Raw genomic sequence first — 15,708 nt, forward strand, 5'->3', positions numbered from 1 at the left:
CCCAAACGTATTGGTTTAGAGATGACATAATAATTATTAGTTATCAGCGAACAGTTATCCGACCGTTCGCTGATTTTGCTTAAGATAACTTTGTCAGAAATCCCAACAATTTTTTGGTATTTGATGTTAGGAGTGTTCGACGATAAGCATCAGCTGCTTTTTTAATCGCTTCGGCTTGAGTGGGATAAGGATGAATTACACTGCTTAACTTGCTCAAACCAATCTTATTCACCATTGCCGTAGTCACTTCTGAAATCATCTCACCCGCGTGACTGGCGACAATAGTTGCACCGATAATTTCATCAGACCCTTTTTTATGGTGGATTTTGAGAAATCCTAATTCTTCACCATCTGCGATCGCTCGATCTACACTACTAAAAGGTATGTTGATTGTCGTCACTTCAATACCCAATTTCTGCGCCTCATGTTCATATAACCCTACGTGGGCAATTTCTGGGTCAGTATAAGTTACCCAAGGCATCACCAAACTACTGAGTTTCGAGCGTCCCAAGCCAAAGGGAGAAAACAGCGTATTCTTAATTACAATCCGCGCTGCTGCATCAGCTGCATGGGTAAACTTCCAGTTCATGCAGATATCGCCAGCGGCATAAATTTTGGGATTGGTCGTCTGGAGGTAATCATTTACCTTCACGCCTTTGTGCTTGTCATATTCTACACCCACTGATTCTAAATTCAAACCTTCCACATTTGGCGATCGCCCCGCACCGACTAAAATTTCATCGACTGTCACCGAATCTCGATGACCATTAGCAGAAAAGTAAAGCCGTTTCCCCTCGGTGACAGTTACCACTTCCTCCAACTTGGAATTGAGTACTACGCGAATTCCTTCGTTAATCAAAACCTTTTGGAGAATATTAGCGGCTTCAGCGTCTTCTTTATTCAGGAGATGAGAACCGCTATGGAAAAGCACTACCTCACAACCCAAACGTCGGAAGGCTTGCGCTAATTCGCAACCAATGGGCCCGCCACCAATTACCGCCAAATGTTCCGGTCGTTGAATCAGCGAAAAAACCGTCTCATTAGTTAGATAACCCGCCTGTTCAATTCCCGGAATCGACAGTTGTGCGGCTCTTGCGCCAGTTGCAATCACAGCTTTTTTAAACTTGAGGGTTTTGTCGCCAACTTCCACGGTATTTTTACTCGCAAATCGACCGCTACCCAAGAAGACATCGACACCCAAGTTTTGAAACCGTTCCGCCGAGTCATTATGGCTGATATCAGCCCTGATTCGCCGTATCCTGGCCATAACTTTGGAAAAATCAACATTAATATTATGTTGAGGAATATTAACTCCCAAACCTTTAGCATCCCAGATTTCGCCAACGACGCGGGCAGACCGAATAATCGTTTTAGATGGTACGCAACCAACATTTAAGCAATCTCCACCCATGAGATGCTTTTCAATCAACGCCACCTTTAAACCCAAATCTAGTCCCGCAGCACCCGCCGCCACGACTAATCCCGCCGTACCAGCACCAATTACTACTAAGTCGTAAACATCGGCGGGTTGAGGATTCACCCAATTTGGTGGATGGACGTAAGACACCAACTTTTGGTTATACTCATCCATTGGGCGAACAGTGACTCTCTCGAATTCTGAATTGGTCATTGGCGAAACCTCCTTGAAAAATTGAAAATGCCAAATTCACCTGATGGCTATCAACTGAAGAAATAAATATGAATTACAGCAGATTGCAACTTAGTGAGGTACAGATTATTGTAAGTTGTGCCCCTACCTGTGTACCTCATTTACCTGAAAAACGCTGTAGTTTCATGCAGAGGCGCAGAGGCGCAGAGAGTAAGAGTTGAGAAGAGTTGATTTTTGAATTTCATATTCTAATTCAGTAACGCCTAATTTTTAATTGTTGCTCACTTCTTCTTCTAAGGCTTTGCGAGCAATCCGGGTGATATAAATTTTAACGGGGGTGCATCCCAGTTTTTATTATTCGATGAAATAATAAAAATTAACATGTCGTTGCGAACGTGAGTGCGTCTCGTAGAGAGGAGGAATGACGGAAGATTGTCTGCCTTCTGCCTTCCTCGATAAATAGGGCATTTCACAAATTATTTAACACTGCCATAGTTAATAAAATTAATGTTAGCTGGGGGAGAAAAATATGCTAGAAGTAAATAATTTGTATCGAGCCACGTTCATATCTAAAGATTGCTCAACTAGACAACAAAAACATTCAGGCGCTAGCAGAACCTAGAGTTATTACCTTAAAACTTTACGTAAAGCGATCGCTTAGTCAAATACAGCCAAGCAAATTGCTCAAAGAGATTACGAAAAGTCCAAGCTCTTGCGATCGCTTGGGAAAAAAAATACAAATTGCTTTGAGCAACTCCAGCGAAGAGCGGGTTGATCGGGCACTAGCTAATCAAAAAATTTATACCGCCAAAGCACGACAACTAAAAACTTTAGTAGAACGTCATACTATGCATATCAGCACCCTCGAAACCCAACTGGCTTTTTGGGAAAATCAACTGCTTACCTGAAGTTTGATCGCACAAATGCTTTCAATAAACACATAATCTTAAATTAATCAATTCTTAACTCTTTTGGATCACCATTTGTAGTAAAAATACGTGTAAAAGTTAAGACCAATAATATATTTGAGTGTCAAAGAATGTTTTAAAAGTCTTATTGTCAGTAGCAAAATGTTCTAGATCCTCCTAAATCTACCGAGAAATTGGGGAACTTTGATTCCGGTTCCCCTCTTAAAAAGGGGGCTAGAGAGGAGCAATAAGTGCCTAAAATCATAGCCAACAACTTTTCCAGCAACTTCTAACTGTTTTTGTTAAGCAGAACACATGACTCATGCCATGTGTGCATATCGATACACTCATTTCCATGAAGAAAAATGTAGCAATTGCAAGGAGTAGCTGTGTTTTTTGTGAAAAAACTTAATCAGAAGTTTCTGAAATTTTTAACTGTTGCTTTCTTCGTGCTGACGTTAGTTTTATACCCTTCTCTTTGGGGAAGTGTACCATTAGTCAGCTCACTTTCATCAGAGGTTAGCATTATCCCGGCGTTGGCAAAGCCTCTCCAAGAGAGTATCGCTCCTGAAAATGCACCAGCAATCATTCAATTTGATACTAGTCAAGCTGCCTTTGCATCTGGAGGTTCAGAAGCAAAAGGCGGCAAGAAAGATCCTGTCCTTGACTTCTTCAAAATGGGGATGGGTGCGTTAGCAGGTTTAGTGCTGTTTATCTTTGGTGTCACCCGTCTGTCTGAAGGGCTAGAAAACCTGGGGACAGAGCGGATGAAAAATTTCTTAAGTAAATGTACCACCAATCGTTTTGCCGGTGTACTCACTGGAACGGTAGCAACGACGCTACTAGAGTCCTCGTCAGTAACAATCATCATGGTGATTGCAATGGTGAGTGCTGGTGTGTTGACCTTCGTGCAATCCCTCGGTGTGGTACTCGGATCTAATATTGGTACAGCAGTCGGGGCACAGATCATCTCCCTTGACATTAAACTATATGTTCCCTTGTTAATGTTTGCCGGGTTATTGCTGTTATTTCTGGGAAAAACAGATCGGCAGAAAACCATCGGCATCATTATACTGGGGTTTGGCTTAATGTTCTATGGGCTAGAAGCAATTGACGAAGCGATGAAGCCCTTCCGCACATACCAACCATTCATCAATTGGATGGAAACTTTGGGCAGTAATCCCTTCCTTGGTGCTGTAGTCGGAGCCATTTTTACCCTGATTATTCAATCTTCCTCTGCAACAGTAGCGATCGTGATTACTTTGGCAAGTTCTGGCATCATTGCTCTACCTGCGGGGATAGCAATTATGTTAGGTGCAGAAGTTGGCACCTGCGCGGATACTTTACTATCTACCATTGGTCGGGGTAGCGCGGCTCTGAGAACAGGCGTTTTTCACTTCTTATTTAACTTAGTCAGCGCCACTGTGGGAATTATTTTTGCACCTCAACTCGTCCAACTAGCTCAATTAATCTCTGGTGGAGGTGGCGTAGGGCGACAAGTTGCTAATGCTCAGATGATCTTTAACATTTTGGGTGTTGTGGTTTTAATTGGCTTTCTGCCTATGGTGGCTCGCCTGTTAGAAAGGCTCGTTCCTGATAGTCAAGCTGACTTAGAACGGCAGCGTCGGCAGGAAGAAAAGCAGAAAAATGCTGAACAACTCGGTGCGAGTGCGTGAACTACTCCGCCGTACAGACGGACGGAGCTTCCCAATTCATCGGGAGCCGCCGCTAAAACGCCATCGTTTCTTTGGTCTTACACTCCCTCCAAGGACAGGAGTCCTGGTTCCCAAGACCCAAATTTTTCTCTTGCGACATGTACTTATTAGCTTGGTTTTCGTTTACGGCATTAATGGTCAAGATAGTACCTATTTTACCGTTAAATCTTGGTGATTCGTCATACATCCGGCATTTGTTTTTGCTTTGCAAAAAATCAATTGCCTTTGTAATCCTCACTTCGTGACGCTTTGCGAACGTCACCTGCTCACAATCCCCACCCCAGTACTTTGAAGGTAGAGACTTCCGCGACCCGTTAAAGGAGGCAAAACGATGATGGTTTTTCAAAGATTGGCATTTTTGATCTCGTTGGCAACTTTAGGATTGGCAGCTTGCGGTAATAATCAAACTGAGGATACAACAGTTTCCTTTCCTCAAGCTGTAACTCAAGCAGAAGAAGTGAGCGCTTCGGAAAAATTATCAGGGTCGATTAAGATTGACGGTTCTAGTACAGTATTTCCGATTTCCAAGGTGATGACAGAAGCATTCTTGAAGTCAAATCCTGGCGTGCAATTCGCAGTGGGAGTGTCAGGAACAGGCGGAGGATTTAAAAAATTCTGTGCCAATGAAACTGATATTAGTGGCGCATCTCGCCCGATCAATACTGAAGAAATGCAGCTTTGTAAGCAAAATAATGTGGAGTTTGTTGAGCTACCAATTGCCTTTGATGGGCTGGCAGTTGTGGTCAACTCTCAAAACAATTTTGCCAGCTGCTTGAAGTTGGGTGAATTGAAAAAAATGTGGGAGCCAGCCGCTCAAGGCAAAGTAACGAATTGGAACCAAGTTCGTTCTGACTTTCCCAATCAACCTTTAAGTCTTTATGGGCCTGACACTGAGTCTGGTACTTACGACTATTTCACACTTGCAGTTGTCGGTGAAGAAGGAAAAAGTCGCAGTGACTATTCTCCCAGCAAAACTGACACAGCTTTGGTGGAAGGAATTGCGGCTAATCCCAATGGATTGGGCTATTTTGGCTACGCCTACTACTTAGCAAATCGAGACAAACTGAAACTTGTGGCTGTTGATAGCGGTAGTGGTTGTTCACAGCCCAGTCCCCAAACGATCGCCGATTCTCGTTACCAACCCCTGGCTCGCCCCGTATTTATTTACGTCAAAAAATCGGCTGCGGAACGTCCTGAAGTTAAAGCCTTCAGCAATTTCTATCTCTCACCAGAGAACGCTAATTTAATCCTGCAAGTTGGTGACGTACCCCTACCCAGCATCGCCTTACAAGCAGCCAGTGGTCGCTTAAATAGAGGTGAGACGGGGACTAAATTTGGCGGTAGAGGTTCTGTGATTGGTGTCAAACAAGAAGCTCTCAATTAGAGTGGAAAGGGCAATATAGCTGTGTCTAATACCAATTCTCCAAAAACAGATTTAAACCTGGAAACCTTAATTACGAATTACGAATTACGTTAGCGTAGCGTAAAGCCTTCTCTTCTCCTTCGGAGACGTTAATGCGAACGAGAGGCTTCGCCAACGGCATGGCTTCGCTTAGAGCGACTGTGCGTAGCGTCATTACGAATTACGAATTACGAATTGGTATCACACTTTCCATTCAATTAAGAACAAGATGTCAATTAAAACGATTGTTTCTCTTGGCTTGCTGGTGTTCATTCCGATTTCCATTGCCGCAGAGCGTTTGGAATGGGGATCGCTGACTGTTTTCATTACATCCGCGATCGCGATCGCTCCCTTAGCCATTTGGTTAAGTACGGCGACAGAGGAAATTGCAGTCGTTACAGGCCCCTCCATTGGTGGATTGCTTAATGCTGTGTTTGGCAACGCCACAGAATTAATCATTGCCTTAGTTGCCTTGAAAGGGGGCTTGATCGATATTGTCAAAGCCAGCATTAGCGGTACTATCATTAGTAACTTGCTGCTGGTGATGGGGCTTTCTATGTTCTTGGGAGGACTACGCTATAAAGAGCAAGAGTTTCAGCCAGTGGTAGCACGGGTGAATGGCTCCACTATGACTCTGGCAGTAACCGCGCTTGTGCTGCCTGCGCTCGTAGCTTACTCTTCTGAGAAAGTGGGCAATATCGAAGTCACCAAGATATCGATTACAACTGCCGTAGTGTTGATCATTGTTTACGCTCTCACCCTGGTATTTTCCCTTAGGACTCATAGCTATCTCTACGAAGTTGGACTTGTAGAGCAAGAAGATCAAAACCCCAAGGATATAGTTGAGCCAGTTGCTAAACCCAATATCTCTCTCTGGCTGGGCATCTTGGTGATTTCTACAATTGCCGTTGCCTTTGAGTCGGAAATTTTTGTCGGTGCGGTGGAAGAAGCAACAGCCGGACTGGGACTTACACCCCTATTTACTGGTGTTATTTTGTTACCTCTAGTGGGGGGAGCAGCAGAATATGTGACAGCCGTTCGGGTTGCCGTTAAGAACAATATGGATTTGTCTGTATCTGTGGCGATGGGGTCTAGCTTGCTGGTTGCCTTACTCGTTGCTCCGATTCTTGTATTAGTCGGACAGGCGATCGGTCAACCGATGGACTTGAGTTTTGAACTGTTCGAGGTGGTTGCAGTCACTATTGCGGTTGCAGTTGCCAATCTCATCAGTTTGGATGGTCGCTCTAACTGGCTTGAGGGCATTCTGCTCCTGGCAACTTATACCGTTCTGGCAGCTGGCTTCTATTTCCATCCGGGATAGTGCTGAGTGCTGAGTGCTGAGTGATGAGTGCTGAGTGATGAGTGATGAGTTATGAGTTATGAGTGATGAGTTATGAGTTATGAGTGATGAGTGATGAGTGATGAGTGATGAGTGATGAGTTATGAGTGATAGAGTGATGAGTTAACACGAAAATCACGACTTTCATTAACGTGAGTTCGACGGAATTAAAAAATGGCAAAAGGTAGAGCAGGCAAATCTTTTGGGTAAATGTCAATCGAAGGTTTTTTCGGCAAATAAGTATAAGCAGCCAAACCAGCCATCAAGTTAACTAAAAAGTTAAATGGACTACGGTGACGAGAATGTTCGATTTGACAAATGTTTTTCAGATGGTGATTGACCGACTCAATTACAGCACGTTTGCGTAACAGAATCTTATCAATCAGTTTTACCAAACGATTTTTCATTTTCTTCTTAGATTTTGTGACTAACTGCAATCCTCGCTCATACAACTCCTTAAATAGTTTTTGACCAGATTATCCTCTGTCACCAAAAAGTTTACTTTCTTATGTCCTTTAGCGATCGCACTTTGTCTGCTCAGTTAAGCAAATTCTTATCTAGCAAGCTTTTTGGGCTTTTCTATCCGTCGAACTCACGTTAAATTAACCCAATGTTTAGTCAGGGTCGTACCTTCCGCCGCCTTTAAGCCAATTTCTTTGAAAATCGCTAATGCTTGAGTATAAAACTTTAGGGCTTTGACGTACTGATTTTGATTGTAGTAAATTTCCCCAATGCCAGCTTGGCTCTGACCTTCCCCAGGAACGCCCATTTGTTTACGTATGGCTAACGCTTGCTCAAAGAACTCCAAAGCTTTGGTATACTGACCGAAGTTGCGGTAAACTTCTCCAATTTTGTTAAGGTTCGCACCTATCCCCTTTCGAGCTCGGATTTTTTTGTGAATTGCTAAGGCTTGCTGATCGAACTCTAAGGCTTTAGCATACTGACCAAAACTGTGGTGTGAGCCTGCGATTGCAGTCAGAGTCCAAGCTTTTAAATATCTGAATGATTGTTAATTTGATCCTAGTAAGATAAGCAAGCAGGACGCTGCCAAAATATGAGTAATTTTAGCTACCATAACATTGAATTGGGTTCTGTATGGAAGTGTGAGGAGTAGGGGTGGATGAATTAGCACTCAGGACTATTTGTCCATATGCGTTTAGCGTCGCACCTGTTGCTTCAACAATGCGTTTAGGAGTGGAAGTAGTTGATTCAATCCTAACAGGTGGTAAGGAACGGTTGTTGTTGCGGGGTTTAAAGGATAGCCAATCTATTAGTGGTGCATCTGGAGTGAGAATGTCTTTGGGATTGGGTGGTAAACCTCCGCGTCCAACGATTACAAATCGGTTTTGGGCGTAACCAGGACTGTAACAACCTTGGGCTACTTTGGTGTCAACTGGTGTTGTTGGCAATTCGGTTAAACCACTGTTGGGGTCAATATCTGGGGTGTTGAGTTCTACAGTGCCTTGTGTACCAAATTCTGAACTAGCAGTGATGTCACTCAAGGGAGTTGGACTTACACGAAACTGAATACCATAAATGCCAAAAGCTTTGATATCCACTCTCCCACCTTTGCCTGTAAAAGCATTGGCAGTGATGTCGCTGTTTTCATTTGGCACGGCAACGATGAAGCCATTAGGGGCATCGATGGTGATATTGCCGCCGTTTCCACCAGCCTTTTCAGTGCCTGCGCTGGTGGATATCTGACTGCCACGGTGCATTATCAAAAAGTCCTGCGGTTGCAACACAATATTACCACCCTCGCCTAATGTGGTTGTAGCTAAAATCTTTCCTTGGTTGTCTAAGTTGATAGAGCGAGCCTTTACCCAAATGTTACCTGGATTAGCAGCAGTTTCCTGACTTCGTACGCGAGCAAACAGACCACTGGCAGAATCATCATTATCAACTATAGTCGGATTGTTTTGCTGGTTTAACCGATTAAAGTAAGTTGGATCGCTCCCAGAAATTTTTACCCAGTCAGTGGCTGTTACCGTGATGTTACCTGCACCTCCGGTGCCGAAGGTACTGGTGATGACTTGTCCGCCATTAGTAGCCTCAAGGGTGTTAACCTTAACAGTGATATTACCGCTTGGGGAGGCATTTCTAGTTCGCGCAGTCAAAACTCCTCCGTCTGATAGGCGCAATTCCCCAGTAGTCACATTAATATTGCCACCCTGACCAGCGCCTTCTTTCTCACTAGAAGTCACCAAGCCGCTAGAGTATCCCTGTGTTGGATCTGCATTAAATCCAGAAATATTGACAGAGCTAAAAGCATTGACGGGATAGATATTAATATTGCCTGCATTCCCTTCTCCAGTGGTTATGGACGATATTACACCACCCTTGGTTAAGGTAAGTTCCCCAGCCGTGATATTAATCGTGCCAGCATTTCCTAACCCAGAAGTATTGCTTGTGACTAAGCTATCTTCAACAGAGACGGTATTTTGAGCATCAATAATCACGTTCCCAGCACGTCCTGCTGTAGAGTTGCTGGTAGTTAGTAGAGAGTCGTTGGTTAAGTATAACGACCCAGTTTGAATATTGATGTTACCAGAATTTTTAACGTCAGTTTTTTCACCTCTACTTCTGGTGATGACTTTAACGTCGGTTAAGGAGAGCGACCCTGCCTTAATCAGAATACTGCCAGAATTACCTACGAGTGTAGAATCCACGTAATTGAAGATAGAGCTGTTGGAAATTTTCATTTCTTTTGTAGCATCAAGCGTAATATTTACTGCTGGAGTGCCATCTGAGTTTAAGTCTCTTACTATCCCAGCCTCAAGAGTACTATCTTTCAAAACATCTAAATTTTGTGCGTTGATTGCAATACTACCTCCTCCTTTGTCACTTACCCTAACTTCAGATCCATTCGTAAGTAATACATCTGCTCGTTGTACTTGTACAGGGTAATTTAAACGTAGAGTATTAGCCTCAAAATTTAATCCTACTGTTCCCGATCCTGCAACTCCTCCCAACTCAATTCGACCATCCGGTGCTTTCAATTTTGCGTTATTATCTAAGGTGACATTGCCGCCCACTAACAACAAATTCTGACCGTTATCAACCGATAGAGATGCTCCATTTACTTGAATAGAATTAATCGGCTGATTGGCAATTTGATTGAATAGAAAAGCAGAAGGATTCACCGTCAGCAAAGGGTTAGACGGATTGACGGGTGAAGTCATAGAAAATTCTCCACCACCCGGAAACTGGATCGCATTGGCTGTTGTAACGATAAATGATCCGCCAATATTTAATTGGGCATTTTTTCCAAATATGATGCCGTTGGGATTTATTAAAAAGAGATTAGCTTTATCTTGAGCGCTAATCAATCCTTGAATAACTGATTGATTTCCCCCTGTAACTCGTGAAAAAATATTGACTATCGTTGGGTCATTGAGAAAATTGGCACTTCCTCCATCAGGAACATCAAAACGATTGAAACTGTGGAATAAGTTTCTCCCACCAACGGTTGTACCCCCTCTAATTTGGTAGGTTCTGCCGTCGGTTGACTCCACTTTAGTTCCCAAAAAGGGATCGGGAGTGACCTGAGCAAATGTGCGATCGCCTCCTTCTATTCCAATCGCACCCATTAAAATCATCAAGCCCGACAACCCTAAGTGACAACCGTGACCAAACCAGCTTCTTAAACTCACAAAACTTGTCTCCTATATATAGCAGAGCTATTATTATTAGGACGGGAGCAACACTAGACGATGTAGCGGCAATTTATGAATTGCTGCTACGTGACAACTAGTACAGCTCGGCGGAAATAAACATACCATTTCATTACAGCCAGAAAACCCAAAATTAAAATCTTTTGACTTTTGACTTTTGAATGCGTGACTTCCGCCTTGCGGTACTAGGGTTTCGGCTCGAATGTCGCGAAGAAAAGATGAAACCCTTGCCAGGGCAGAGTGTGAGGGTATTGGGGTTGCATGGTGAAAGTAAGTATTCTTATTTGGTTCTCAATTCTTTCCCTTACACTCTTACACCCAAAAGCCAGCCACATTAGAGGTTTCACTTTTTTTTAGTGCAATTTCGGTTTCGGCTCTTGTTATGATCAGGGCTTAACCTGATATAGCAGTATGTAGTCAGCTTTACCCTCTTGAAATCGCTGCGGACTGTCTCTATTATTACTGACAGCGTAAGGGCCAATTTTCGTACTACCTATGTCTATTTCTATGAAAGCTATATCATCAAAATTCACGCTCCCAGAAAGTAAGGCAGTTTTTGTAGCGTACATATCAGAACTCCACTCCCATACGATGTCGCCTTGGACTTTCAGCAATACGTGGTCGGGATTATTTTCGCCAGCAAGAGTGCTGTTGCACACAAGAGATTTTAAAACTAATACTTTATCTTGTGGCACACTGTCTGAGTCATTGTTGTTTAGCTCGTACATACAAACCTCTAAGAAGTAGTAAATCTATGCACTTGTCAATTGCTTGCTAAGAGGATGTTTCAAAAGTAACGAATTATACTAAAAACCTCACTTCCATTCCTCTCCCCAGAGGGAAGGCTTGCTCAGGGGGTTAGGTTTGGGAGGTATTGCCGTTACTAACAATACTTTTCAAACATCCTTTTATGATTAACAGAGACTAACGTCAAAATAGCGCTATTAACATTTTCTCTATCAATAAGTAAGTCGGTACAATAAAACCAAACTATGTGAAGAAAAATTAACTAGGCTAAAACTCTCTTCCCTCCTGCCTCCTGCCCCTTGGCTCCTGCCTTATCTCAACGATAAATTTTCCCACCCACCTACTTATCAATCAAAATTTGAATATGATGTTAACACACGCTTTCAGTGAAATCACGATTATCTTTACAAACTATAAAGCCCAATAATCGGTGCATCGGCAAATTTTGACAAACCAACAAATGTTAACAAATTAACCCAATCCTCAGTAACCACACCTGAATTAGTACGTCGCATTTGGGCTAAATTAGTTACAGCATACTGCTAAATATGATTGACAGCAGAGGCGATATATGCTTTAAGTTTTACAGTCTTTAACTGACTTTCAAGCTCGCTTGTTAGCGGCATCTGTTGCACCCATGCTTTAACATAAAAAGCAGGAAAATGTGGTTTGGCGATCGCAAAGCAACTCCTTGGGAGTCAGGCTTCTTCATTTTTATAAGTTTCGTGTTCAGAGGCTGAAGTTTCATGTTCAAAACCTGAAGTTCGTCGTTTTCAGAACCTGAATTTTCAGCTTTAAAGACTCAACACCGAAGCTCAACACTTCAAATCCAATGACCCCAAGATATACTACCTACATGAGAAACAGCTTAAACCCTCTTAAATTTTTCTCGGCGATACCAGCGACGAATTCGCTCAGGTGAAACACCGAGTAAATAAGCAATAATTACTATTTGATTGAGTAGCGTAGTTTTGAACACTCCCTTTTGCAACCATCTACGAGCTGAGGTAACAACTGGTGTGGAGATAATTGTAATATGTCCTTTCGCTTTTAGACGACGCATCAGTTCAAAGTCTTCCATGATAGGCAATTCGGGAAAACCGCCAATTTGTTGAAATACTGCTTTTGTGACAAAAATTGCTTGGTCGCCATAGGGCATTTGGCAAAAATGCGATCGCACATTTACCCCCCACTCCACCCATCGTAAACTTAAAAGTGACGCATCAATCCGCAACTTAAAAGCACCAGCCACAATCCCAGGCTGTTGTAGTGCTGTGCGAATCATTTCATCAAACCCGGTTGGCAAACGGCTATCTGCATGAAGAAATAGCAGAATCTCGCCGCTAGCCGCTACAGCACCCGCGTTCATTTGCACAGCACGACCGGGGGATGATGAGATAACTTTGACACCTAATGACTGGACTATTTCTACTGTGTTATCTTTTGAGCCACCATCTACTACTATAACTTCTATATTTATACTGGGTTGAGTAGTCGCGATTGCTCCTTTAATATTTCCTGCTTCATTAATAACTGGAATAATAATCGAAATTTTACCAGCACCAATATTCTGACTCATGATTGCTGAGTTTGCTTTTCCAGTTGGTCAGGAAATGAACACTCTACCGTTACCTTAAGATTGCTTTCAGCCGTGCCTTTAGTTATGTAAGGTATACCTGCTTCACCACCAACTTTGATCCCAAATTCTAAAGTGACTTTATCAATATTAGCAACAGGGATTTTCTTAAAAGCATTAAGTGAATAAACAGTGTAAGCCCGAATTGTACCTTCAATTGCTTGGAAATTTTGGACTATCTGTTTTTGTGCAGCATTAGCATCCCATCCCTTATCAATTAGTGCTTCTTCTTCTCCCTCTGGAGAAACTTCGGTAATGACTGGTGGAGCATCTATATTATCTGTAGCCTCAATGTAAATAATAGTGCCATCTTCTAACTGAATAGGTGTGAGTTGAGTCATGGGATAAATCTCGCCTAAAAGAATTGCGTGTAGGGTAGCACATCTGGGCTAACCTACAAATTTTTACGAAAAATGCGGTAAATTTCTTGTAGAAGCTGGAAATAATTCGGCACAACTATCATAGGGCTTTCCAGGATGAGTCGAGACGCTTTGGTGGTGGGAATTAATACGTATGACCGCTTAAAATGTCTCAACGCGCCAGCTACAGATGCTGAAGCGATCGCTCAAATCTTACAACAATATGGTGAATTTCGGGTAACGCGGCTCCCAGCAGTCAAAGACAAGGAAAATGAGACGATTCGCATTGGTAAGCAAACTAAAGTTAGTTTAACTCAGTTAGAAAAAGCGATCGTCCAATTGTTTAAGCCAGATGGGAAGCCGCCAGACACAGCACTGCTGTATTTTTCTGGTCATGGATTGCGGAAAAATTTAGGAATTCAGGAAGGTTATTTAGCGACGAGTGAAGTCAACCCCGATGCGGGTAATTGGGGATTATCTCTACAATGGCTGCGACGACTGCTGCAAGAAAGTGAAGTAAGACAACAAATTGTGATTTTGGATTGCTGCTATAGCGGGGAAGTGCTAAATTTTACAGAGGCAGATCCAGGCGATCGGGGTAAAGGCAGAGACAGGTGTTTTATTGCGGCTTCTCGTGATTTTGAAGTAGCTTTTGAAGAAATTAACAGCCAACACAGCGTTCTCACCGCCGCACTGCTCAAAGGTTTGGCACCAAAACAAGAACGTTGGGTGAGTAACTACACTTTAGTAGACTTGCTCAATCAACAACATCACCCCTTCCCCCAGCGTCCCATTTTTGCTAACTCTGGTGAAGCAATTAATCTTACCCGTAAATGGAATTCCTCTTTTGTTAACTCCATAATACAGGTATCAGCTATTTGTCCTTACAAAGGGTTGTCTTATTTTGATTGCACAGAAGCAGATGCCAGCTTATTTTATGGCAGAACAGCGTTAACTGACGAATTATTAGAAAAAGTGCGATCGGGTAATTTCCTCGCTGTGTTGGGAGCATCAGGAAGTGGTAAATCTAGTGTTGTGAGAGCGGGTTTACTTTATCAATTACAGTTAGGATGCAGGTTATCGGGTAGCGATAATTGGCTGCTAAAAATTTTTCGACCAGGGATTAACCCTTTGCAAAATTTAGCACTGGCATTTATAGAGTCGGGTTTATCAGATGTTGAGCGAGCCTCGCAGTTAGCTAAAGCTGAAGAATTAATTGCCAAAGAAGCCGTTGGTTTAGGACAGTTGATTACTGCTGCACAAACTCAGCGTATCGTGTTAGTAGTAGACCAATTTGAAGAAACTTTTACTCAATGTCAAGACATTACAAAACGACAGCAGTTTTTTGAATGTGTGTTAGGTGCTTTGCAGCGTGATGATAATAAACTCTGCCTAATAATTACAATGCGGGCTGATTTTTTTGGCAAATGTCTGGAACAAGAGTATGGCGGACTAGCTAAGAAAATTCAAGACCATTTAGTAACAGTAACACCGATGATTCGGGAGGAATTAGAAACAGCAATTATCAAACCTGCTGAACAGGTGAACTTAGCAGTAGAACCGGAATTAGTTTCTCAAATGATTGCAGATGTAGAAGATTCACCGGGGAGTTTACCGTTGTTGCAGTACACGCTAACAGAACTATGGCAGCAAAGAACTGAAGAGCGCTTAACCCTTACTACGTATAGCAAACTAGGTGGAGTCAGGGGAACCCTGCAAACACGCGCTACAGAAGTTTATGAGTCATTATCACTTGAGGAACAGCAAGCAACAAAGCGGATTTTTTTAGAATTGACGCAGTTGGGAGAAGGAACAGAAGATACCCGCAGACAGGTTGTGCAACAAGATTTAGTTACTTCACAGCATCCAGAAGCTGTAATTAATAGAATAATTCAACGGTTAGCTGATGAGAAGCTAGTTGTCACCAGTACCTTATCTAATCAAATTGCTGTGGTAGATGTGGCACATGAAGCATTGATTCGCCATTGGTTGCTATTACGCAAATGGATTGAAGAAAGTCGGGATGTATTGCGACAAAAGCGGAAAATAGAAGCGGCAGCTCTTGAATGGCGAGATAGGCGAAGGGTTAAGGATTATCTCTTTCAGGGGAAGCGGTTAAGAGAGGTAGAAGATTTTCACAAGCAACAAACTGAGAACTTAAGATTATCTGACCTAGCTATTGAGTTTATTCAAGCAAGTGTCAGACAAAGACGGAATAATCGCTTTCGGTCAATTGCTGTTTTCTTAATTATCCCGCTAGGTTTACTCACATCTTGCACCTAACCGAACAAACCCATAAAAGGTAAATAAAAAGTACAA

At 42.7% G+C, this 15,708-nt stretch carries 12 protein-coding genes and 1 pseudogene; 5 read left to right on the forward strand and 8 right to left on the reverse strand.

Features of this window, described 5'->3' with window-relative positions:
- Positions 1-79 precede the first annotated feature (79 nt).
- Positions 80-1,630, reverse strand: coding sequence for a mercuric reductase (locus tag HWQ58_RS35710; protein WP_292873210.1), 1,551 nt, complete (start codon positions 1,628-1,630; stop codon positions 80-82).
- A 659-nt stretch (positions 1,631-2,289) separates the two neighbouring features.
- Between HWQ58_RS35710 and HWQ58_RS35715 the strand changes: the two genes are divergently transcribed.
- The 3 genes from HWQ58_RS35715 to HWQ58_RS35725 all read left to right on the forward strand — a co-directional run bounded on the left by HWQ58_RS35715 (position 2,290) and on the right by HWQ58_RS35725 (position 5,616).
- Positions 2,290-2,517 carry a hypothetical protein gene (locus HWQ58_RS35715; protein WP_292873212.1) on the forward strand — a complete coding sequence of 76 codons (228 nt, stop codon included), beginning with the start codon at positions 2,290-2,292 and terminating at the stop codon, positions 2,515-2,517.
- A gap of 398 nt (positions 2,518-2,915) precedes the next feature.
- Positions 2,916-4,193, forward strand: a complete 1,278-nt coding sequence (locus tag HWQ58_RS35720; protein ID WP_292873214.1) for a Na/Pi symporter — start codon at positions 2,916-2,918, stop codon at positions 4,191-4,193.
- Between the two features lie 370 nt (positions 4,194-4,563).
- Complete coding sequence (locus HWQ58_RS35725) at positions 4,564-5,616, forward strand: PstS family phosphate ABC transporter substrate-binding protein (RefSeq protein ID WP_292873216.1); 1,053 nt, start codon at positions 4,564-4,566, stop codon at positions 5,614-5,616.
- A gap of 70 nt (positions 5,617-5,686) precedes the next feature.
- On the opposite strand, the gene HWQ58_RS35730 is transcribed toward HWQ58_RS35725, so the two are convergent.
- A complete protein-coding gene (locus HWQ58_RS35730; protein ID WP_292873218.1) occupies positions 5,687-5,809 on the reverse strand; it encodes a hypothetical protein in 123 nt (40 codons plus the stop codon).
- Between the two features lie 54 nt (positions 5,810-5,863).
- Here HWQ58_RS35730 and cax point away from each other — a divergent pair, with 54 nt between their 5' ends.
- Complete coding sequence (cax, locus tag HWQ58_RS35735) at positions 5,864-6,955, forward strand: calcium/proton exchanger (RefSeq protein ID WP_292873220.1); 1,092 nt, start codon at positions 5,864-5,866, stop codon at positions 6,953-6,955.
- A 185-nt stretch (positions 6,956-7,140) separates the two neighbouring features.
- Here the strand turns inward: cax and HWQ58_RS35740 are convergent.
- The 6 genes and pseudogenes from HWQ58_RS35740 to HWQ58_RS35770 form a co-directional block, all read right to left on the reverse strand.
- Positions 7,141-7,434: pseudogene (locus HWQ58_RS35740) on the reverse strand (transposase); the annotation flags it as partial.
- A 131-nt stretch (positions 7,435-7,565) separates the two neighbouring features.
- On the reverse strand, positions 7,566-7,952 hold the full coding sequence (locus HWQ58_RS35745) for a tetratricopeptide repeat protein (protein ID WP_292873242.1): 387 nt from the start codon (positions 7,950-7,952) through the stop codon (positions 7,566-7,568).
- Positions 7,953-8,037: 85 nt separating this feature from the next.
- A complete protein-coding gene (locus tag HWQ58_RS35750; RefSeq protein WP_292873222.1) occupies positions 8,038-10,626 on the reverse strand; it encodes a filamentous hemagglutinin N-terminal domain-containing protein in 2,589 nt (862 codons plus the stop codon).
- A 407-nt stretch (positions 10,627-11,033) separates the two neighbouring features.
- Positions 11,034-11,375 carry a hypothetical protein gene (locus tag HWQ58_RS35755; RefSeq protein ID WP_292873224.1) on the reverse strand — a complete coding sequence of 114 codons (342 nt, stop codon included), beginning with the start codon at positions 11,373-11,375 and terminating at the stop codon, positions 11,034-11,036.
- An 887-nt stretch (positions 11,376-12,262) separates the two neighbouring features.
- Positions 12,263-12,973, reverse strand: coding sequence for a TIGR04283 family arsenosugar biosynthesis glycosyltransferase (locus HWQ58_RS35765; RefSeq protein WP_292873226.1), 711 nt, complete (start codon positions 12,971-12,973; stop codon positions 12,263-12,265).
- Positions 12,970-13,371 carry a CU044_2847 family protein gene (locus HWQ58_RS35770; RefSeq protein ID WP_292873228.1) on the reverse strand — a complete coding sequence of 134 codons (402 nt, stop codon included), beginning with the start codon at positions 13,369-13,371 and terminating at the stop codon, positions 12,970-12,972. The genes HWQ58_RS35765 and HWQ58_RS35770 overlap by 4 nt, the downstream gene beginning before the upstream one ends.
- Before the next feature lie 135 nt (positions 13,372-13,506).
- Here HWQ58_RS35770 and HWQ58_RS35775 point away from each other — a divergent pair, with 135 nt between their 5' ends.
- Entirely contained in the window at positions 13,507-15,672 is a 2,166-nt protein-coding gene (locus HWQ58_RS35775) for a caspase family protein (protein ID WP_292873230.1), read from the forward strand.
- Positions 15,673-15,708 lie beyond the last annotated feature (36 nt).

It is taken from the genome of Nostoc sp. LPT (assembly GCF_017115165.1).
GTDB lineage: Bacteria > Cyanobacteriota > Cyanobacteriia > Cyanobacteriales > Nostocaceae > Nostoc.